Annotated in this window: 18 protein-coding genes and 1 riboswitch; of the genes, 13 read left to right on the top strand and 5 right to left on the bottom strand. The window is 71.0% G+C overall.

Translation table 11 applies throughout. The features are described 5' to 3' along the window. Nucleotides 1-9: 9 nt before the first annotated feature. Nucleotides 10-993 (bottom strand): fibronectin type III domain-containing protein, encoded by a 984-nt coding sequence (locus GCN81_RS03600; RefSeq protein ID WP_231626335.1) that lies wholly within the window; start codon nucleotides 991-993, stop codon nucleotides 10-12. 153 nt (nucleotides 994-1,146) lie between these two features. Here GCN81_RS03600 and GCN81_RS03595 point away from each other — a divergent pair, with 153 nt between their 5' ends. Continuing rightward, nucleotides 1,147-2,352: a winged helix DNA-binding domain-containing protein gene (locus GCN81_RS03595; protein WP_156721962.1), complete on the top strand. Its 1,206-nt coding sequence runs from the start codon at nucleotides 1,147-1,149 to the stop codon at nucleotides 2,350-2,352. 92 nt (nucleotides 2,353-2,444) lie between these two features. Continuing rightward, nucleotides 2,445-3,278 (top strand): arsenite methyltransferase, encoded by an 834-nt coding sequence (gene arsM, locus GCN81_RS03590; RefSeq protein WP_156721961.1) that lies wholly within the window; start codon nucleotides 2,445-2,447, stop codon nucleotides 3,276-3,278. Between the two features lie 71 nt (nucleotides 3,279-3,349). Here the strand turns inward: arsM and GCN81_RS03585 are convergent, their stop codons facing one another. Continuing rightward, entirely contained in the window at nucleotides 3,350-3,634 is a 285-nt protein-coding gene (locus GCN81_RS03585; RefSeq protein ID WP_156721990.1) for a hypothetical protein, read from the bottom strand. 140 nt (nucleotides 3,635-3,774) lie between these two features. Here GCN81_RS03585 and GCN81_RS03580 point away from each other — a divergent pair, with 140 nt between their 5' ends. The 9 genes from GCN81_RS03580 to GCN81_RS03540 all read left to right on the top strand — a co-directional run bounded on the left by GCN81_RS03580 (nucleotide 3,775) and on the right by GCN81_RS03540 (nucleotide 13,294). After that, nucleotides 3,775-4,146 carry an arsenate reductase family protein gene (locus GCN81_RS03580; protein WP_156721960.1) on the top strand — a complete coding sequence of 124 codons (372 nt, stop codon included), beginning with the start codon at nucleotides 3,775-3,777 and terminating at the stop codon, nucleotides 4,144-4,146. Continuing rightward, nucleotides 4,143-5,111, top strand: a complete 969-nt coding sequence (locus GCN81_RS03575) for an asparaginase (RefSeq protein WP_156721959.1) — start codon at nucleotides 4,143-4,145, stop codon at nucleotides 5,109-5,111. Before GCN81_RS03580 ends, GCN81_RS03575 begins: the two co-directional genes overlap by 4 nt. 205 nt (nucleotides 5,112-5,316) lie before the next feature. Further along, complete coding sequence (locus GCN81_RS03570) at nucleotides 5,317-6,285, top strand: hypothetical protein (protein WP_156721958.1); 969 nt, start codon at nucleotides 5,317-5,319, stop codon at nucleotides 6,283-6,285. Nucleotides 6,286-6,330: 45 nt separating this feature from the next. Further along, complete coding sequence (locus GCN81_RS03565; protein WP_156721957.1) at nucleotides 6,331-8,451, top strand: ATP-binding protein; 2,121 nt, start codon at nucleotides 6,331-6,333, stop codon at nucleotides 8,449-8,451. 40 nt (nucleotides 8,452-8,491) lie between these two features. Next, on the top strand, nucleotides 8,492-10,138 hold the full coding sequence (locus tag GCN81_RS03560) for an ABC transporter substrate-binding protein (RefSeq protein WP_156721956.1): 1,647 nt from the start codon (nucleotides 8,492-8,494) through the stop codon (nucleotides 10,136-10,138). Nucleotides 10,139-10,206: 68 nt separating this feature from the next. Then, nucleotides 10,207-10,392, top strand: a riboswitch (cobalamin riboswitch). A 30-nt stretch (nucleotides 10,393-10,422) separates the two neighbouring features. Beyond that, entirely contained in the window at nucleotides 10,423-11,157 is a 735-nt protein-coding gene (locus tag GCN81_RS03555; RefSeq protein WP_156721955.1) for an energy-coupling factor ABC transporter permease, read from the top strand. Nucleotides 11,158-11,159: 2 nt separating this feature from the next. Then, entirely contained in the window at nucleotides 11,160-11,543 is a 384-nt protein-coding gene (locus GCN81_RS03550) for an energy-coupling factor ABC transporter substrate-binding protein (protein WP_156721989.1), read from the top strand. Between the two features lie 15 nt (nucleotides 11,544-11,558). Next, entirely contained in the window at nucleotides 11,559-12,320 is a 762-nt protein-coding gene (gene cbiQ / locus GCN81_RS03545) for a cobalt ECF transporter T component CbiQ (protein WP_156721954.1), read from the top strand. A gap of 110 nt (nucleotides 12,321-12,430) precedes the next feature. Then, nucleotides 12,431-13,294: an ATP-binding cassette domain-containing protein gene (locus GCN81_RS03540; RefSeq protein ID WP_231626334.1), complete on the top strand. Its 864-nt coding sequence runs from the start codon at nucleotides 12,431-12,433 to the stop codon at nucleotides 13,292-13,294. Here the strand turns inward: GCN81_RS03540 and GCN81_RS03535 are convergent. Further along, entirely contained in the window at nucleotides 13,254-14,456 is a 1,203-nt protein-coding gene (locus GCN81_RS03535) for a cytochrome P450 (RefSeq protein WP_156721952.1), read from the bottom strand. The two genes, GCN81_RS03540 and GCN81_RS03535, sit on opposite strands and share 41 nt — an antisense overlap. Beyond that, complete coding sequence (locus GCN81_RS03530) at nucleotides 14,453-15,226, bottom strand: cyclodityrosine synthase (protein ID WP_156721951.1); 774 nt, start codon at nucleotides 15,224-15,226, stop codon at nucleotides 14,453-14,455. Before GCN81_RS03530 ends, GCN81_RS03535 begins: the two co-directional genes overlap by 4 nt. Nucleotides 15,227-15,469: 243 nt before the next feature. On the opposite strand from GCN81_RS03530, the gene GCN81_RS32670 reads away from it, so the two are divergent. Beyond that, the gene (locus GCN81_RS32670) at nucleotides 15,470-18,277 is read left to right on the top strand and encodes a tetratricopeptide repeat protein (RefSeq protein WP_156721950.1); all 2,808 of its coding nucleotides are present in this window, start codon (nucleotides 15,470-15,472) and stop codon (nucleotides 18,275-18,277) included. 273 nt (nucleotides 18,278-18,550) lie between these two features. On the opposite strand, the gene GCN81_RS03520 is transcribed toward GCN81_RS32670, so the two are convergent. Further along, nucleotides 18,551-18,817, bottom strand: a complete 267-nt coding sequence (locus GCN81_RS03520; protein ID WP_231626333.1) for a GntR family transcriptional regulator — start codon at nucleotides 18,815-18,817, stop codon at nucleotides 18,551-18,553. Nucleotides 18,818-18,991: 174 nt separating this feature from the next. Between GCN81_RS03520 and GCN81_RS03515 the strand changes: the two genes are divergently transcribed. Further along, nucleotides 18,992-19,363, top strand: a complete 372-nt coding sequence (locus GCN81_RS03515) for a hypothetical protein (RefSeq protein ID WP_156721948.1) — start codon at nucleotides 18,992-18,994, stop codon at nucleotides 19,361-19,363. Nucleotides 19,364-19,535 lie beyond the last annotated feature (172 nt).

Genomic DNA, 19,535 nt, shown 5'->3' with positions numbered 1-19,535 from the left:
CCACTCGCGCTACCCGGTGGTCACGGTGCGCTCCGCCGAGAAGGCCCCCCAGTGGCCGTCGGGCAGCCGCGCCCGCAGCTTCACCCGGTACGTCCGTCCGCGCTCCTTGGTGACGAAGAAGCTGTGCTCGGCCCGGCCCTGTGGGGCGTCGTGGCCCCACATCAGGGTCGTGGTGGGCCGCCCGTCCAGATGGATCTCGTACGCGGCGATCGCACCGCCCGTCCGCGGCGGCCGCCAGGACAGGTCGAGGTGGTACGCGCCGTCCTCGGCCCGGGCCCGGACGCGCAGGTCATCGGGTGCCGTGCTGCCCGGTTCGTCGCCGGAGGCCGGTGCGGTGGTCAGCCGGGCGGTGCCGCTCGGTGGTGAGGAGTTGTCCGCGGCGTCGCGTGCCCGGACGGTGAAGGTGTAGTCGGTGCCGGGGCGCAGCCCGGTCACCAGGGTGCTGGTGGCGTCCGAGGCCACGCTGTGGATGCGGGTACCGGCCTGGTAGACGTCGTAGGCGGTGACGGCTTCGTTGTCCCGCGCGGCGCGCCAACTGAGCTGCGCGGCGCGCGGTCCGGCGCCCCGTGCGGTCAGCCTGGTGGGCTTGGTGGGGGGCTCGCGGTCGTCGGCGGCCGCGGCGAGCAGGGTGACGGACACCTTCTCGCTGGCCGGTGAGACATTGCCCGCGGCGTCCCGGGCGCGGACGCTGAAGGTGTACGAGGCCTCCGGGGTGAGCCGGGCGACGTCCACCATGTGCCGGTCCCCTGCCACTTCCGTGACCTTGGTGTTCCCTCGGTAGACGGCATAGCCGGTGACACCGACGTTGTCGGTGGACCGGTTCCACATGACGTGGACAGACGTGGCGCTCGCGGCGTCGACGGTGAGCCCGCGCGGCACGGTGGGCGGCTGGCGGTCATCGGAGCCGCCCGTGCCCGAGCAGGCGGTGGCGGTCAGCAGGAGACAGAGGGCGGCGGTGGTCGACGCGAATGTGGGGGCACGTCGCACGGGCACGGGTGGGCCTTCCTTCGGCGCGCGTGGGGTCGCATTGGTCTGGACCTGTATGGCACAAGTGGCGAGCACACTTCAAGAGCGCGGGGTGCGCTGGATTCGCGAGACCATGGGCGGGCCAGGACGATCGGTGCGGACCATAGGAGGGCCCCGGACATGGGCGGCGCGCGGCGGACCATCACCGACGAGGAGCGGCGGGCCAGGCTGGCCCTCCGGCACCGCCTGGCAGGCGGCGCCCGCGCCGAGGTCGCCGAGGACGTCGCCCGCTCACTCGTGGCCCTGCACGCCACCGACCCGTCGACCGTGTTCCTGGCCGTGGGGGCGCGCCTGGTGGGCGACGGCGGACCGGTGGGCGGGGTGGAGCGCGCCCTGTACGAGGACCGGGTGCTGGTGCGGATGCACGGGATGCGGCACACCATATTCGTCTTCCCGGCCGACCTCGCGCCCGTCGTCGAGGCGTCCACGGCCCGGGCGGGCGCCGTACGTGAACGGGCCAGCATGATCAAGGCTCTGCTGGCGGGCAGCGACTTCGACGAGGACTGGCTGCGGTCGGTGGAGGCGGGCGCACTCGCCGCGCTGGCGGCCCGCGGTGAGGCCACGGCCGCCGAACTCGCCCAGGACGAACCGCGATTGCGTGAGCAGTTCGTCTACGCGCCGGGCAAGAGCTACGAGACGAAGCAGTCCGTCTCGACCCGGCTGCTGAGGGTGCTGGGCACCGAGGGCCGGGTGGTGCGCGGGCGGCCGCTGGGCTCCTGGACCTCCAGCCAGTTCCGCTGGGCGCTGGCCCCGGAGATGCCCGAACTCCCCCTGGCCGAGAGCCAGTCGGAGCTGCTGCGGCACTGGCTCGGCGCCTGCGGTCCGGCCACCGAGGCGGACCTGAAGTGGTGGACGGGCTGGAAGGTCACCGACGTACGCAAGGCGCTGGCCGCGCTCGGGGCTGAGCGGGTCGACCTGGCGGACGGGAGTACCGGCTACGTCCTGCCGGGCGACATCGAGCCGCCCGAGCTATCCGGGTCGCCCGGGTCACCCGGGTCGCCCGAGCCGTGGGCGGCGCTGCTGCCCGGCCTCGATCCGACCGCGATGGGCTGGCAGGCTCGCGACTGGTACGTGGCCGACGCGCACCGCCCGGCGCTCTTCGATCGCAGCGGGAACATCGGTCCCACCGTGTGGTGGGACGGGCGGGTCGTGGGCGGCTGGGCGCAGCGCCCGGACGGTGAGATCGCCTGGCGGCTGCTGGCGGACGTGGGGGCGGAGGCGAAGGCGGCGATCGAGGCGGAGGCGGCCCGCCTGGCGGCCTGGACCGGTGAGGTGCGCTTCACGCCGCGCTTCCGTACGCCGCTGGAGCGTGAGCTGTCGAGCTGAGCCATTGATTAGATAGTCCTCTATGTTGACAGATGTCGATTCAGTAGCTCACTCTGTATTTATAGATGTCGATACAGGAGGTCGAGTGTCTGATGACTGACCAGCCTGACAACCTGCGCGAACACGTCCGCGCCCACTACGCCGCGGCCGCCCGCACCGTCACCCAAGGCGGCACCGCCTGCTGTGGGTCCGAGTCCGAGTCCGAGTCCGAGTCCGATTCCGAGTCCGGGTCCGGGTCCGGGTCCGGGGTTGGGGTCGGGTCCGGATGCGGGTCTGGGGCCGTGGCGACCGGCCCGGAGTTCGGCGCCGGGCTCTATGCCGCGGGCGACCGCGACACGCTTCCCGCTGAGGCCGTCGCCGCCTCGCTCGGCTGTGGAAACCCGATCGCCGTGGCCGAACTCGGGGAGGGGGAACGCGTCCTGGACCTCGGCTCCGGCGGCGGCATCGACGTCCTGCTGTCGGCGCGCCGAGTCGGCCCGACGGGCCGGGCGTACGGGCTCGACATGACCGACGAGATGCTCGCCCTGGCCAGGGCGAACGCGGCGGCGGCCGGTGTCGCCAACGTGGAGTTCCTCCGGGGCGCCATTGAGTCCGTGCCGCTCCCGTCCCAGAGCCTGGACGTGGTGATCTCCAACTGCGTGATCAACCTGTCCACCGACAAGCCCGCCGTCTTCGCGGAGGCCTTCCGGGTACTGAAGCCGGGCGGCCGCGTCGGGGTCACGGACGTGGTCGCCGACGACGAACTCACCGCGGAGCAGCGCGCCGAGCGAGGCGACCACGTCGGGTGCGTCGCGGGCGCGCTGTCCTTCGCCGAGTACCGCGCGGGTCTGGCGGCGGCGGGCTTCACCGGCATCGAGATCACCGCGACCCACGCGGTCGCCGACGGCATGCACTCCGCCATCGTCCGTGCCACCAGGCCGCGTTGAGCGGCGGCCTAGCTGGCGGCCAGTGACCTGGAAGCCCAGCGGCCTGGCGGCACGGAGTGGAAGGCGTGTGGTCAGCGGCTGTAGCGCATCAGTGCCCGCACCATGTGGCAGGTGATGTCGGACGGCGGATGGACGCCGACGAGGTCGGCGGTGGAACGTATCCTGCGGTCATCGGCCTGCTCGGCTCGGTAGACACCGGAGTCCAGCAGGGCGATGGCCAGGCGCATGGCCTTCAGGCGGCGGTTGTGCCGGATGTACCACTCGCGCGGTCGGCCCGCGGGGAGCGGCTCCTTGAGTAGGGGCATGTAGGGAAGGTCGATCGGCAGGGGTTTCGCGGTAGCTACGGCAGCGGCCATGGGCATCCTCCAGAGGTGGTCGAGGCCCTCGCGGACCATCTCGAACACTGCTTCTATTCTACTGCGGACCACTGACAAAAGCCGCTGGCCAGAAGCCCTTTGACGCCCCATCCGCCCCAACGGCGTCTACGCTGAGCGCCATGGAGATCTGGATCAATCCGGCCTGCTCGAAGTGCCGCAGCGCGATCAAGCTGCTCGACGCGGAAGGCGCCGACTACACCGTGCGCCGCTACCTCGACGACGTACCGACCGAGGACGAGATCCGCGCCGTACTCGACCGACTCGGCCTGGAACCCTGGGACATCACCCGCACCCAGGAGGCGGATGCCAAGGCACTTGGGCTCGCCGACCGTCAGGCCTGGCCGCGCGAGGCACCCGCGCGCGACCGCTGGATCGCGGCGCTGGCCGCGCATCCGAAGCTGATCCAGCGTCCGATCATCACGGCGGACGACGGTACGGCCGTGGTCGCCCGCACGGACGAGGCCGTACGCGACGCGCTGGCGCGCGGATGAGCGTCGCCCTCTTCACCCTCGGCGGCACCATCGCCATGTCCGGGCACTCTGGCGCCGTGGTCACCCGGCTGACCGGGGCTGACCTGGTCGCCGCCGTACCAGAGCTGGGCGCGATCGGGGCGCGGCTCGACGTGCGGGACGCGCAGGCCGTGCCCGGCGGTGACCTGACGGTCGATCAGCTTGTTGAGGTGGTCGGCGCCGCGGGGAAGGCGGTGGCCGAGGGGGCGGTCGGCGTGGTCGTCACGCAGGGCACCGACACCCTGGAGGAGACCGCCTTCCTGGCCGACCTGATCTGGCCGCACCCCGAGCCCCTCGTCTTCACCGGTGCCATGCGCAACCCGACCCTCGCGGGCCCCGACGGCCCCGCCAACCTGCTCGCGGCGGTACGTGTCGCCGCCGCGCCCGTCGCACGGGAACTCGGCGCGCTGGTCGTGCTCGGCGACGAGATCCATGCCGCGCGCCGGGTCCGCAAGACGCACAGCACCAGCACGGCCGCCTTCGCGTCCCCCGACACGGGCCCCGTCGGCCACGTCGTCGAAGGCGAGCCGCGCGTCCTGACCCGGCCGCCCCGTCATCGGCCGCTGCACCCCGGCGGCGACCCGGCGCGGGTGGCCCTGCACACCGTCACCCTCGACGACGACGCCGCCCTGCTCGACGGGCTCGACCGCACCCACCAGGGCCTGGTCGTCGCCGGGTTCGGCGTCGGCCATGTCCCCTCGGTGCTGGCGCCGGTACTCGGCGGCCTGGCCGCCCGCATCCCGGTCATCCTTACCTCACGGACCGGGGCGGGCCCGGTGCTGAGCCGCACCTACGGCGCGATCGGCTCCGAGACGGATCTGCTCCGGCGCGGGCTGCTGGGCGGCGGCTTCCTCGACCCGTACAAGGCGCGCGTCCTGCTGCGTCTGCTGCTCTCCGCCGGGGCCGGGCGGGATGAGATCGCCGAGGCCTTCGCCCAGCACGGCTGACTGACCGGCGCGGCTGACCGCCCGCGTCAGAACGTTTGATCCATTCGTGCGCGCATGCGGTGAACTCCTGAGGGAAGGAAGGTAGTTGACTTTTGACTTTCCGTGGTGATGCGCGTGCAACCTGTGTAACTTCGGGGTGCGAGTGAGCTCACCCGGATGTGCCACCCACCCAGCCGACGGCCGAGGATGAACAGGACTGAGCCAGTTGTCAGCCGCAGCACCTTCGTTCCCGGACCCCGACAGCGAGAGCTTCGACCGGTACCGCTCCCGCCTGCTCCTATGGGTCTGGGACCGGGTCATGCGGGACCCGGATCTTCCGGTTCCCTGCGCCGAGTTCGGCATCTGGCAGGCGATCCCGCAGAGCACCGTGTGGTCCCTCGTCGACCGCCTCAGCGAGCAGCTCCTGATCAGCGCGCAGGGCTCCAGGCAGCACGCCCCCGTGGTCACCCTGCTGCCCGCGGGCGTGGCCGAGGCCCGGCTGCTCCAGGCCCGCAGAGCCGACCCCGTACGCCGCGGCCGACACGCCACCAGCGCCGTACTGCGCTGGATCTACGCGTCCTCCGACCGCCAGCCACTGCGGATCGAGGCCTTCTTCGACTCGGGGGAAGTGTTCTTCCTCGGTGAGGCGCTTTCCCGCTCCGAAGTGGCCCGCGCGCTGTCCTACCTCGCCGACTCGCGTCTGATCACCTGCACGGGGCCGGAGTTCCAAGGCGGTGTCGGCTCGGAAGTGGCGCTGACCGCCCTCGGTACGGACGCCGTGCTCAGTGAGGGCGAGGTGGGTGGCATAGGGGAGTTCGTGGCGCGGCAGCGCCAGCGCGCTCAGCAGACCCATATCGAGGCCGCGACGGTCAACTACGCGCAGGGCGACTTCCACCACACCGTGTCGGTTCAGACCGCCCTCTCGCCCGCCGAACTGGGCAGCCTCATCCAGCAGTTAGCGCCCGTCCTGGCCCTGGACGACGAGGCTCGCGCGGCGCTGCTGGCCAGCGCCGCCGCCCTGGCGCGTACCGGCGATCCAGGCGGTGACCCGGGTGGCGGCGCACCAGACCCGGACCGCCAGCGCGGCCTGATGGAACGGGTCAGGAGCCTGCTGGGCGGCACCCCCGACACGGTGGGCCGACAGGTCGCGCTCGACGCGATCGGGCAGGCCCTGGGGAGGCTGCTCGGCGGCTGACGCGCTCACCACCCGGTGACCCCGTCCCCATGGCAGAGGAGGAGCATGCGGTCCCAGCTGTACGCGCGTGACCCGTTGCTGCACGCCCTGGTGCCCCGACTGGTCGGCCTGGCACCGGCCAAGCGTGAACTGGTCCGCCAGGAACACCCGGGTGACCAGCCCGTCGTCCTGCTGACCGGCCGCCACGGCATGGGCAAGACCGCGGTGCTGGCCGCCCTGGACGCGGCGTACCGGGGTCGCGTCCCGCTCGGCCGCGTCGATGTGTCGGAGGCCGACCCCGCGCGCCATACCGGCTTCGCGGCGTCGAACGCCTCCACGGTCGTGGAGGTACTCGTCCAACTGGCCTGCGACCTCGCGCCCACCCTCGGCCGACCCGGCCGTCCCGTCTTCCCCCGGCTGCTTCCCGGCCTGTTCGCCATCTCCAGCTGGCACCGGGGCGGCGACCACGAACGGCGCCTGGCCCGCGACCGGATCGACCGCCTGCTCACGGCCTGCGACCTGCGCGAGGACTCCGGAGCGGGCCCGGAAGGTGGCGGGGTCCAGGACTGGACGTACGAGATCAGCGAGGGCCTGGCCGACGCGGGCGGGCAGCAGGATCTGGAGGCCGTGGCGACCGCCGTCATCGCGCGGTACTTCCACCAGCACACCAAGGCACGTCCCGGCCGCACCGCGCGCGAGTGGTACCAGGGACACGTTCCCGGATCGGCCGACGGCGAGGCGGCGTTGGTGCGGCTCTGCCTCCGCTTCCACCAAGGTGGCGCCTACCGCCACGCGGTCGAACGCCTCCTGGTCGCCGCCTTCACCGAAGACGTCACCGGGGCCTACGGGCGCTGGCAGCGGGCGAACCGCACCCCCCGGCCCCTCATCCTCCTGGACAACGTCCACACCGAAGCCGGTGAGGAGTTACTCGACCTCATCCTCCAGCAGCGCGCGGCGGCCCCGGACACCCACGACCCGCTCGTCGTCATCGCGACCCGGCTCGGCGACACCACCACGAGCCGCTACCCGGACGCCACCCGACGTCGCCTCACCGAGGTCCTCGCCACCTCCGGCTGGTCCCGTACCGCCCCCGCGTCGCCGTCGGCCGGACTGCTGGTCATTCCGCTCGCGCCGCTCGACCTGGACGACGTACTGCTGATGCTCGACCGTGCCGACGCGCCGCTGCACCGCCACCTGCCCGCGGCCCTGCACGCACTCACCCGCGGCCACCCAGAGGGCAGCGCCCTGCTCGGCGCGGCGGTCGTCCGCACGGCGGGTGAACGCACCGTACGCCCCGAGGAGTTGCTCGACCTGCCCGCCCACGACGGCCGCCCGGTCACCGAGCTGCTGCTGGAGCGGCTGATCCCGCACCCTCAGCACCGCGATCACCTCATCCTGCTCTCCCCGGCCCCCGACCGCGCCGCCGCCGACGCTCTGGCCGCCCGGTCGACGGGCATCGGAGGCGACCCGCTGCCCGCCGCCGAGGCCGCCAGATACCTGGAAGAAGAACACTGGACCGCTGTCCCGGAGGGCGAGGCGGCCGACGACAACACCCCCGACACTCCCGGCGGTTCGCCGCGATTCGTGCCCGACCCCTTCCTGCGGGACCTGCTGATCCACCAGGCGCGCGGGGGAGCCGACGCGGGTCGCCGCTGGGACGGCACCCACATCGTCCTGCGCGAGCACTACGCGACGCTCGGCCCCGCACACGTGGCCGACGTACTGCGGCACACGCTCGCCGGGTTCGGCGCGGAGCCCGTAGTGGCCCGGCTGACCCAGGACTTCGGCCGCCAGGACGTGGACGCGGCGGACTGGCTGCGCGCCCTGCGGCACATCAGCACCGCACCCCACCCACCCCTGGCCCACTGGAGGGACGATCGCGCGGAGATCGCCCGTGGCGCCCACGACCACCGCCACCCTGACACCGGCCGCACAGACGGCCCAGGCGGCACAGGCGGCCCAGGCGATACCGGCACCATCGCGCGTTCCGTCAACCGGCTGCTGCACGCCGTCTGGTACCTGCGCGAACCGTTCGCCGAGCCGCTGGACGACCTCTGCGAGGGCGTGGGTACGGAGCTGCGGTTCCTCTCCGTACGCCATCCAACCGGGCACGCCGTACTGAACCGCGCCGCGCAGACCTGGCCGGTGGCACTACGCCACCGCTGGCCCCGCCCCATCGAACCGTGACGACCGTGACGACCGTCGCGAGAGGAGAGGAACCACAGCCATGCTGACGCGCTGGAGAAACCACGTCTGGGGACCGCTGGACAAGGCCATCGCCGCGGTGGTCTGCCTCGCGCTCCTCGTAGGCCTCGGCCTGCTCGTCGTCACGCTGCTCCCCGACGAGTGCGGGGAGGGCCTGGAGGAGGTCGGCGGCGAGTGCGTGGGCGTCACGGCCACCGACTCGCTGAAGGGCGACCCGGAGATCCAAAGCCTGATCACCGCCATCGCGGAGGAGAACGCCAGCGTCAAGAAGGCCTGGGAGACCCCGGAAAAGGGCAGCCCGCGGATCCCCTACGCGCGGATCGCGCTGATGATGCCCTTCACCTCCGACGACACCAGCACCATGACCGCCGAGGAGATGAGGCGCGCCCTGGCGGGCGCCTACACGGCACAGCTGGAGGCCAACGCGGCAACGGGTCCGCACTATCAGCTGCTGCTGGCCAACGACGGCAAGGACCTGGACAAGTGGCGCCCGGCCGTGGACCGGCTGATCGGGATGACGGACGACGAATCCCCGCTGGTCGGCGTGCTCGGCATGCCCAGCAGCACCCCGGAGACCCTCAAGGCGGTCGAGGCGCTCGGCGAGCACCGGATTCCCTCGGTCGGGCCGATCCTCACGGGGACGACGATGAAGGACTCGTACCTCTTCAAGACCTCCCCGTCGAACGCGCTCCTGGTGGACGCCCTGGTCAAGTACCTGGCCAAGGAGCCAGGCGACCGGGGATTCCTGGTCGCGGACAACCGGCAGAAGGACGCCTACTCGCTCGACCTGCGCGATCAGTTCGAGGACCGCTTCAGCGATACGTACGGACTGGACAAGAACCGGGCCTACTACCTGGGCATCACCGGCGAGGACGCCGGAATCCCGCGCCGCTTCTCCTCCGTCGCCCAGAAGGTCTGCGTGACCGGCTCGGACACGGTCTTCTTCGCGGGGCGGGACCGTGACCTGCCGTATCTGATCCGCCACCTGGTCAAGGAACCCGCCTGTGACAACTCCAAGCCGCTGCGCATCCTGAAGGTGGGCATCGGGCTCGACACCGAGCACTCCAAGCCGGAGCTCACCCAGCAGATGCGGGACGCCAACATCACGCTGGTGAACGCGGCTTCGGTGGACCCCGCGTGGTGGGAGGACAAGACCCACAAGGAGCGGCCGGAGGGGCTGGCCCACTTCCTGGAGCAGTTCGAGGAGGTGGAGAAGAAACACGAGCTGGGGGAGCGGCCGCTGGACGACGGCTACTCGATCATGTACCGGGACTCCTTCACGGTGCTCTCCGAGGCCTTCGACCAGGCCTACAACGAGATCAACGCCATTGACCCGGACGCGGACACGGACACGGGCACGGGCACGGACACGGGCACGGCCCCCCCGGTCATGCCGACCACGGACGATATCTACCAAACCATCATCAACATGGGCATCCTCGATACCGAGGACGGTGCCAGCTGCGTCAGCTGCGTACTGGGAGCCTCCGGGACGTTCGGCTTCGACGACGCGCGCGAAACCGAGCAGTGGCCGGTGTGCAAGCCGGTCCCGGTGATGGAGTACCCGCCGCCACCGCAGCCGAAGGGCAAGGCCGACGGAAAGGGCGGCGCCAAGGCCCCCAAGCTGCTGCGCACTTACGAGCACGTCTTCCAGGGCGGCTGCCCTTAGCCGTAGCGCATCGCGGGCCGGTCAACCACTGGCCACGGCCCGTAGTTGTCAGGGCCCCCACCAGCGGACTAGTGTCACCACGCCTTGGCGTACGGGAAATCGGTGTGATGCCGACGCGGCCCTCGCCACTGTGATCGGGAAGTCCGGCTCCAGCCCCCAGGGGCAGCCACTGGGTAGCTCCACGTACCCGGGAAGGCGGAGTCAGGGCGGTATGACCCGTAAGCCAGGAGACCGGCCAAGGCGCGTTGTCCATCCACGAGGTGCTGGAGAGGGTCTGCTCAGCCATGCATATAGCCGAGGGTTTTCTACCACCGGTACACGCGGTCGCCTGGAGCGCCGCGGCGGCGCCGTTCGTCATCCACGGCGTACGTGCCCTGACCCGTGAGGTCAAGTCCAACCCCGAGAGCACGCTGCTCCTTGGCGCGTCCGGGGCCTTCACTTTCGTTCTTTCCGCGCTGAAGATCCCGTCGGTCACGGGGAGCTGCTCACACCCGACCGGCACCGGACTCGGCGCGATTCTCTTCCGGCCGCCGATCATGGCCGTACTTGGCACCATCACGCTGCTTTTCCAGGCGCTGCTGCTCGCCCACGGCGGTCTCACCACGCTCGGCGCCAACGTCTTCTCGATGGCGATCGTCGGGCCGTGGGCGGGATACGGCGTCTACCGGCTGCTGAGGCGGTTCGATGTGCCGCTGATGGGGGCGGTCTTCGGCGGCGCCTTCGTCGCGGACCTCTCCACGTACTGCGTCACGAGTGTCCAGCTGGCGCTGGCCTTCACTGACCCGAGCAGCGGGTTCCTGGGGGCGCTGGGGAAGTTCGGCTCGATCTTCGCGGTGACGCAGATCCCGCTGGCCATCAGCGAGGGGCTGCTGACGGTGCTGGTGATGCGGCTTTTGGTGCGGTCCAGCAAGGGGGAGCTGACGCGTCTCGGGGTGCTGTTGACGCGGAAGCAGTCGCAGGCGGCGCAGGCGGCGAAGGGTGCGCAGGCGGCGGAGGGCACGGAGGTGGAGTCCCGATGAGCATGTCCAAGAACGCGAAGATCAACACCTTGCTGTTGCTGGTGGTGGCCGCGCTCGCGGTGCTCCCGCTGGCGCTGGGCCTCGGCGACCACAAGGAGGAGCCGTTCGCCGGAGCCGACGGCGAGGCGGAGGGTGCGATCACCGAGATCGACCCCGGCTACGAGCCATGGTTCACCCCGCTCTACGAACCTCCGTCGGGCGAGGTCGAGTCAGCCCTGTTCGCCCTCCAGGCGGCGATCGGCGCCGGTGTGCTGGCGTACTACTTCGGGGTGCACCGGGGCCGCAGGCAGGGGGAGGCGCGGGCGCGGGCGGCGTACGAGAAGAACGCCGAGAACGCCGAGAACGCCGAGAACGCCGAGACCGCCGCTTCGCCTAGCGGCGACTAGGCGGGGCCCTCACCCGTGCTGCCCATCGACGCGGCGGCGCACAGCAGTCGCTGGCGCCGCCGTCACCCCGTGGACAAGGCCGTACTCGGACTCGGGCTGACCGTACTGGCCATCTCGCTCCCGCCCTGGCCGGGCGCGGCGCTCGTCATCGTCACGGCCCTGACCGTGCTGCTCGGGCCCGCTGGCGTGCCCCCGCGTCGGCTGTGGCGGGCGTACCGTATTCCGCTCGGTTTCTGCGTCAGCGGCGCCCTGACCCTGCTCGTCCAGGTGGGCGCCCCCGAAGGGTTTGTGACCCTGGACCCGGAGGGCCCGGCCCGCGCCGCGGGGCTTCTGCTGCGTACGTCGGCGGCCTCACTCGGCGTGCTGTTGTTCGCGTTCACCACGCCGATGTCCGATCTACTGCCCCGGCTGGTGAAGGCGGGGGTGCCCGCCGCTGTCGTTGACGTCGCCCTGGTGACGTACCGGATGAGCTTCCTGCTCCTGGACTCGATGACGCGGATCCGCCAGGCGCAGGCCGCCCGGCTGGGTCACACCACCCGGGCCGCCACCTGGCGCTCACTCGCCGGACTCGGCGCCACCGCGTTCGTCCGCGCCTTCGACCGTGCGTCCCGCCTACAGGCCGGACTGGCCGGGCGCGGATACGACGGCACCCTGCGCGTGCTGGTCCCCGAGGCGCGCGTCTCGCCGCGCTTCGTGGCAGCCGCGCTGACGCTGCTGGCCGCGGTGGCGGCCGTCGCCCTCACCCTGCATCACGTACTGGAAAGGCCTTTGGGATGACCGGTCAGGGACCACCCCCACCCCCACCCCGCGCGCCCGAAACCGAAGATCCGGCTTACGGATCAGCCCACGGATCAGCCCAGGTCCCGGCCGAGGTCGAACTCCGGGCCGTGTCCTACGCCTACGACGAGGGCCCGACCGTCATCGACACCCTCGACTTCGCCATCACGCCAGGCCGCGCACTCGCCCTGCTGGGCCGCAACGGCAGCGGCAAGACGACCCTGATGAGGCTGCTCAGCGGTGGCCTGCGCCCGGCGAGCGGCACCCTGCTCCTGGACGGCACCCCCGTCACGTACGACCGCAAGGGCCTGACCCGGCTCCGTACCACCGTCCAACTGGTCGTGCAGGACCCCGACGACCAGCTCTTCGCGGCATCCGTCGAACAGGACGTGTCCTTCGGCCCGATGAACCTGGGCCTGTCCGACGCCGAGGTCCGCACCCGTATCGACGAGGCCCTCACCGCCCTGGACATCACGCACCTACGCGACCGCCCCACTCACCTCCTCTCCTACGGGCAGCGCAAACGCACGGCCATCGCGGGCGCCGTGGCGATGCGCCCCCGCGTACTGATCCTGGACGAACCCACCGCGGGCCTGGACCCGGACGGCCAGGAACGCCTCCTCGCCACGCTGGCCCGGCTGCGCGCGAGCGGCACGACGGTCGTCATGGCCACCCACGACGTGGACCTCGCCCTGCACTGGGCGGACGACGCGGCCCTGCTCATCCCCTCAGGCGTACACACCGGACCGGTGGCTGACGCCCTGGCCCGCCAGGACCTGATCCACCAGGCGGGCCTACGCACCCCCTGGGGCATCGCCGCAGCCCAACTGCTCTCCACGCACGGCCTGTTGCCCACCGGCTCCACCGGCCCGCGTACCCCCGACCAACTGGCGGCTTGGACGGGGGGCGGGCAGGGAACCGGTACGGCGACGCCTACCAGGCGACCGGAAGCCGCTCAGGAAGGCGCTTCATAAAGTTGGTGCGCCAGACGAGCTGCTCGACCGGCACCGCGAGCCGCAGCCCCGGCAGCCGCTCCACCAGGGCCTGCAACGCGATCTCCGCGTGCTTCTTGCCGAGTGCGGTGGCCGGGCAGTAGTGCGCGCCACCCCCGAAGGACAGATGCGTATGCGCGTTCTCCCGGCCCGGATCGAAGACGTTCGGCTCGGGGAACTGCTCAGCGTCGTAGTTGGCCCCTTCCACCAGGACGAGGACCAACTCCCCCTCCCGTACCGTGACATCACCCAGCTGGACATCCGCGAGGGCGATCCGGGGCAGGCCGTCCCCAATGGACAGGTTGATCCGCAACAGCTCGTCCATCGCGCCCGCGACCCGCGACGGATCGGCGGTGAGCTGCTCCCGTACATCCTCCCGGGTGAGGAGGGAGACGATAGCCATGGTCAGGAACCCGGCCGTCGAGATCACCCCGGCGCCGAACAGCGTGACCCCGACGGTGGCGAGCATCTCGTCGGTCAGATGGTCGTAGTCCGGGTCCCCGCGCAGCGCGGCGAGTTCGGCCATCAGACCGCCAGGCACCAGGTCGGGATCGTCGAGTCGCGCGACCATGTACGCGATATCGCGATCCCAGTTCAGCCGCGCCGCTTCCACGCTGCGCGGCGAGTTCATGAACGCCACATCCAGGCTGCGCATCAGCCGGGACGCGTCGCCCTGGGGCGTGCCGAGTATGTGGCAGTGCATGCCAGCCGAGTACGGATCGGCGAAGTCGCCGCGCAGATCGACCGGAGCCCCGTAGCGCTCAAGCTGGTCAACGAGTCCGTGCGCGGACTTCACCAGCCACTCCTGAAGGCCCGGAGCCTTCGGATTGACCGCCTTCATCACGGCCCTGCGCAGCCCGGCGCCGGTGATGTTGCCCATGTTGTTGACGACTTCGGGCGGGATGGTGAGGGCGTACTGGCGCGGTGCGCCCGGGGCCGAGGTGTCCTTGAGCGAGAACCGCTCATCCTCCAGCACCTGCTTGGAGAGCGCGTACGACGAGACGAGCCAGGCCTCGTCCCCGGCGATCGTACGCACCCGCTTCACGGGCTCGGCACGCAGCGCCTCGACGTCGTCGGGAAGCCGCGTCCCGTCCCAGGAGAAGGGGAAGGCGGGCAGGGTGGTGCGAGGCGGGGCGGTAGTCACAGTCGAACTCCTTGGTCACCACGGTCAGTACGGTCGCCTAGGCCATCGCCTCTGTCGTCGCGTTGCTCGCCTTCGGCGGGGACGAGAATGCCGTGGCCCTGATTGCGGGAGGCGCGTAGGCCGGGCCCCCGTGCGTACAGCACATCGGCCAACGGGAGTGCCTGGTGGTAGCAGTTGACGGAGGACGGGACGTCCAGGATGGCGGGGGTGTCGAGGAACAGCGGCGCCTCGGCGCACACATAGTCCAGACACACCTGCGTCTGCCGCGCACTGGCGGCTTCGCCCGGCGCCAGCTTCCCGTCCAGGAAGATCGCCGTAAGCTGCTCACACGCCGCACGGAACTCCTGGTCCGTCTCCAACAACCCCTGAATACGGGTGTGGATACGCTGGTAGGCGGGAGCGAGCGTGAGGGCGGACATGGGCCGCGCCCGTACCCGGTCCCCGGACGGATCGGCTTCCTGAACGGCGTTGGTCACTTTGGCCCGTACGCCGCGCAGGTTCTTCACCGCCTTGCGGCGGGCGTCGTCGGGTGGATAGCCGAGGGCCTCGAACATGTCGGCCACATGCAAATCGGTATAGACGAAGTCGACTTGGTGGAAGTTCTCCATGCCCCAGCGGGCGAGGCCGTGTAGCCGCTGAGCGGAGAAGAAGCTGTTCCCGGACGAAACCCCGATGACGGCGTGGTCGCCTTCTTCGGCGATGACACGGCAGTGCGGGGTGTAAGGGGTGAGGTGGAATGTCTCGGCCGGGGCGAGAGTCGCCTGAGTCAAGATCGGTAATCCTCATCGCACCGCTAGTCCCACGGAGCCTTGTGCTCCGGGTGTGGCGGAAACGACAGCAGGAAGCTACCACCCGACCTCGCACAGTGACACCCTACCCATGGGTTCGACCGAAATCGCGACCCGTCCTCCCCGTTTCCGCTCGCCTGGGCCTGTCCTCCTCGTAGGGTGCGACATCGGTGCGACATCGGTGCGACATCGGCGTACCGGTGAGGAATCCGAAGGGGCGGTGCGATGGACCCTGGGCTCACGAACCACATCAGTGGGGGAGTCTTCCTCAGCACGGTGATCCAGGGCGGCATCGTCAACGTCACCCTCCCCCCGGAGATCACCCCGGCGCTGTCCGGACTGCCAGCCCCCGCAAGCGCGTTCACCGGCCGCGAGGCCGACGTCGAACGGCTCCTCCAGGGCCTGGCCCCCGGGGCGGGGCGGCGACCTGCCGCACCTGTGACGGCGGTCGCGGGGCTCGGCGGGGTGGGCAAGACCGAGCTGGTCGTCCAGGCGGCGTCCCGTGCCCTCGCCCGGCCGGGCTGGTTCCCCGGCGGGGTGCTGTTCGTCGACCTGTTCGGCTACGACAGGGAACGCCGGGTGCCGCCAGACCTCGCCCTCGACGGATTCCTCCGGGCCTTGGGCCTGCCCGCGGTTCACATCCCGACACAGCTACAGGATCGCGTCCGGCTGTACCGCAGTGTGCTGGCCGCCTTCGCCGAGCAGGGCCGCCGCGTGCTGGTCGTCATCGACAACGCTTCCAGCGCCGGGCAGGCTGGCCCGTTGCTTCCCGCCGACGGCACCACCGCCGCCCTCGTCACCTCGCGCGACGCGTTGGACCTCGACGCTCGGCGCCACACCGTGCGGGCCCTGGACCAGGCCGCTTCCGTAGCACTGCTCGATCAGGCGATTCGCGCCGGTCGCGACATCGGCGACATCAGCGACACTGGCGACACTGGCGACATCGACGACACCCGGATAGCCGACTCCCCGGCCGACGCCGACGCGATCGCCGGACTCTGCGCGGGCCTGCCGCTGGCGCTGCGGATCGTCGCCGCGCTGCTCGCCGACTTTCCGGCCCGTCCGCTCTCCTCGGTCCGCGAGGCCCTGGAGTCCACCGACGACCGCCTGGACCTGCTGGGCAGCCGCGACACCGCCGTGCGCGCGGCCTTCGACCTCTCGTACCAGCGACTCGACCCCGACCATGCCCGCACCTTCCGGCTGTTATCCCTGAACCCAGGACCCGACCTGTCCACCGAGGCCGCCGCCTGCCTGGTCGACCAGAGTCGGCTGCGGACCGAACTGCTGCTCCAGGACCTCGCCCGCGCCCACCTGATCGAGACCGGCCCTCTATGGGGCCGCTGGCAACTGCACGACCTGGTACGCCTGCACGCCGACGAACACGGGCGCGCGTGCGCCGCCACCGACGGGCGGGAGGATGCCCGAGAACGGCTCTACGCCTACTACCTGACCGGCGCCCGGGCAGCGGACCGGTACTTCGAGGTGCCTCCGCCGCCCGTTCAGAGCACGGACCGGTTCCCGGAGCGCGGCGCGGCCCTGTCCTGGCTCGGCGGCGAGCAACGCAACCTCGTGGCCGTCGTCCTCGCCGCTGCCGCTGCCGCTGCCGCCGCCGACACGCCCAGGACCGCGGCGGCACTCACCCTCCACATCACCCACTACCTCTACGAGCGCCGGGACTTCGCCAGCATGCTCGCCGTCGCCGAGACCACGCTCCCGGTCTGCGCCGGACTGCGCGACCCGACCGTCGCGGCACGGACTCTGAACATCCAGGGAACGGCGCTGCGCGGTCTCGGCCGGTACGAGGAGGCCGCCGACGCGCATCGCCAGGCGGCGGCTGAACACCGCGAACTCGGCAACGACAGCCTTGAGGCAGGCGCGTTGAGTAACCTGGGAGTCGTCCTGCAACACCTGGGGCGCTCAGCCGAGGCCATCGACGTCCACCGCAGAGCCCTGACCCTCCTGGAGACCGCAGGACCCCTTCGCGACGAAGCGGTGGTACGGAACAACCTAGGCACCGCCCTGCAGGCCCAGCGCCACTTCCACCAGGCCGCCGACGAACACCGGCGAGCGGCCGCCCTCTTGAGCGGACTCGGTGACCCCTTCGGCGAGGCCGATTCACTCAACAACCTCGGTGCCACGCTCTGCGGCCTCGGCAGTCATCGCGAGGCCGTCGACGCCTTCCGGAAAGCCCTCGCGGCCGGCCAGGGACGCGAGGACCCCGATGCCGAGGCCACGGTCCTGTACAACCTTGGCGAAGCGCTGCGCGCGGTCGGCGGGTTCGGCGAGGCCGCCGACCATCTGCGCCGGGCCGTCGGCATCCAGCGCGAACGCGGCGACCGACGCGGCGAGGCCGACGCCCTCACCCTTCTCGGGACAGTGCTGAGGGACGCGGAACGGCCCTCGGAGGCCGCCGACGCGTTCAGGCTCGCCGTGGCGGTGCTCGCCGCACTCGGCGACCGTACGGAGCAAGCCGGGACACTGCTCGACCTCGGCGGCGTCCTGCATGACGCGAGCCGCTCCGAGGAGGCCGTGGAAGCCTTCACCCGCAGCGCGACGATCTTCCGCGAGCTGGGCGACCGCCGCAACGAGGCGAGCGCCGACTACAACACGGGCCACGCCTTGCAGGCACTCGGCCGCCTACCGGAGGCCAGCGACGCCTACAGCCGCGCGGCGACAACCTTCCACGAACTGGGCGACCCCCAGGAGGCCAGCGCGGTCAACGCCCTGGCAGACACCCTGCTCAAGGCCGGACTGGTCGAGCGCGCCCTGACACTCCGCCAGCAGGCCTTGGCGATCTGCGAGAAGCATGGTGACCGCCTCTGGGCGGCCAGCGTCCTGGCGAAACTCGCTCTCGACCTTCGACAGGCGCAACGGTACGAGGAAGCCCTGCAAGTCCACGACCTCGCGATCTCCGGCTTCTGGCAGACGGGCGCACCCCACGACTCCTACCTGGCGACGGTGGCCAGGGACGAGACAGCCCGCCTGTACGAGGAGTCGTTGGCACGCCGCGGTCGCTTCTGGCGCAGGAAGTAACACGCGGCGCCCGAGTCGTCATCGATGCGTCGAGGTCAGCGCCTGCCTCTGCGAAAGCGGACGAACAGGAAGGCGAACGCCAGTAGGACGGCATGGGCCAACGCGATTCCGAGGGCAATACTGAAGGCCGTCGCCACGAGGCCCCTTCCTTCACTCGCAGTGCCGCGGGTACCTTCTGGCGGCCCCGCATCGGCATATCCCGCGCCGCGCCGGGGCGGGCGTCACAGCGAGCGTACGGGCCGCCAGCACGAACGTGAAGCCCGCCGCCGTACGTCAGTCGCCCTCAGGCGCCGCGGCGGGCGGCTGCTCTGCGACGAAGGAGCCACGGGCGCGCACCGTCACGACCAAGTCCCGATCCCGCAGAATCTCCAGGGCGCGGCGGACCGTATTGGAGCCGACTCCGTATTCCTGGGACAGGACCATCTCGCCCGGCAGTCTCGTTCCCGCCGGAAGCTCCCCGCTTCTGATCTTGCCCTCAAGGATCTTCGCGAGCTGTTCGTAGTGGTAGGCGGCAGCACCGGGGTTGATCTTGTCTGTCACGGAATCGAACGTAAGCGTCCGGCAGCGCTCATGCATCTCCGACAACTGTCAACTACTGTCAACCACTGCCGTCCACTGCCGGACGCTTTCGGCATCGGTTATCGTGAGAACAAGGACCCCGGCGAGTCGGTCAGGACTCCCGGGGCGTGGCCAACGCTTCGAAGGAGCGTCGACATGCCCGAGCTTATCCATGCCCTGATTCTGTGGGCGAGTCTGATCTTCGGCTTGCGAGGGGGCGGTGGCCAACGCCCCCGCCCGACCGTTCGCCCCGCACCCGCACGGGCATCCCTGCACCTCGTACCCGTACCCGTACCCGTCGCGGCGCGACGTGCGCGGGAGTGGCTCCCCGCGCCCCGTTCGCCGTACGGGCTCGACACGCCGCTGGACGGCGAGGAAACGGCCCTGGTCCGCCCGTACTTGACCGAGCACGAGGAGCGGCAGGAACGGGCACGTCAGCGGCGGCGGTGCCTGGCTCTGGTACTCGCGGCTGACTTCGGCGTCGACCTTGACCGCCACCTGGTCGGCGCGCGGGGCGTGGCGTCATGAGCGAGCAGCCGCGCGACGACAGGCATCCCGGTCTGACCCCGGTGAGCCCGGCGCGGGGTGCCGAACACGACCGCGACGCGACGGCCTACGTGGCGCTGCTTGACCACGGCGCCCAGTGCGAGGCGTGCCGCAGCACCCCGGCCCTGTGCCCGGAGGGCCAGCACCTCGCGGA

It is taken from the genome of Streptomyces apocyni, from assembly GCF_009739465.1.
GTDB lineage: Bacteria > Actinomycetota > Actinomycetes > Streptomycetales > Streptomycetaceae > Streptomyces > Streptomyces apocyni.
This window is presented reverse-complemented; position numbering and strand designations above follow the sequence as displayed.

Bases quoted from the DNA above. Each gene is read 5' to 3' on its own strand.
- GCN81_RS03595 (WP_156721962.1), top strand. From the start codon at position 1,147: ATGGGCGGCGCGCGGCGGACCATCACCGACGAGGAGCGGCGGGCCAGG.
- arsM (WP_156721961.1), top strand. From the start codon at position 2,445: ATGACTGACCAGCCTGACAACCTGCGCGAACACGTCCGCGCCCACTAC.
- GCN81_RS03585 (WP_156721990.1), bottom strand. From the start codon at position 3,634: ATGGCCGCTGCCGTAGCTACCGCGAAACCCCTGCCGATCGACCTTCCC.
- GCN81_RS03580 (WP_156721960.1), top strand. From the start codon at position 3,775: ATGGAGATCTGGATCAATCCGGCCTGCTCGAAGTGCCGCAGCGCGATC.
- GCN81_RS03575 (WP_156721959.1), top strand. From the start codon at position 4,143: ATGAGCGTCGCCCTCTTCACCCTCGGCGGCACCATCGCCATGTCCGGG.
- GCN81_RS03565 (WP_156721957.1), top strand. From the start codon at position 6,331: ATGCGGTCCCAGCTGTACGCGCGTGACCCGTTGCTGCACGCCCTGGTG.
- GCN81_RS03560 (WP_156721956.1), top strand. From the start codon at position 8,492: ATGCTGACGCGCTGGAGAAACCACGTCTGGGGACCGCTGGACAAGGCC.
- GCN81_RS03555 (WP_156721955.1), top strand. From the start codon at position 10,423: ATGCATATAGCCGAGGGTTTTCTACCACCGGTACACGCGGTCGCCTGG.
- GCN81_RS03550 (WP_156721989.1), top strand. From the start codon at position 11,160: ATGTCCAAGAACGCGAAGATCAACACCTTGCTGTTGCTGGTGGTGGCC.
- GCN81_RS32670 (WP_156721950.1), top strand. From the start codon at position 15,470: ATGGACCCTGGGCTCACGAACCACATCAGTGGGGGAGTCTTCCTCAGC.
- GCN81_RS03515 (WP_156721948.1), top strand. From the start codon at position 18,992: ATGCCCGAGCTTATCCATGCCCTGATTCTGTGGGCGAGTCTGATCTTC.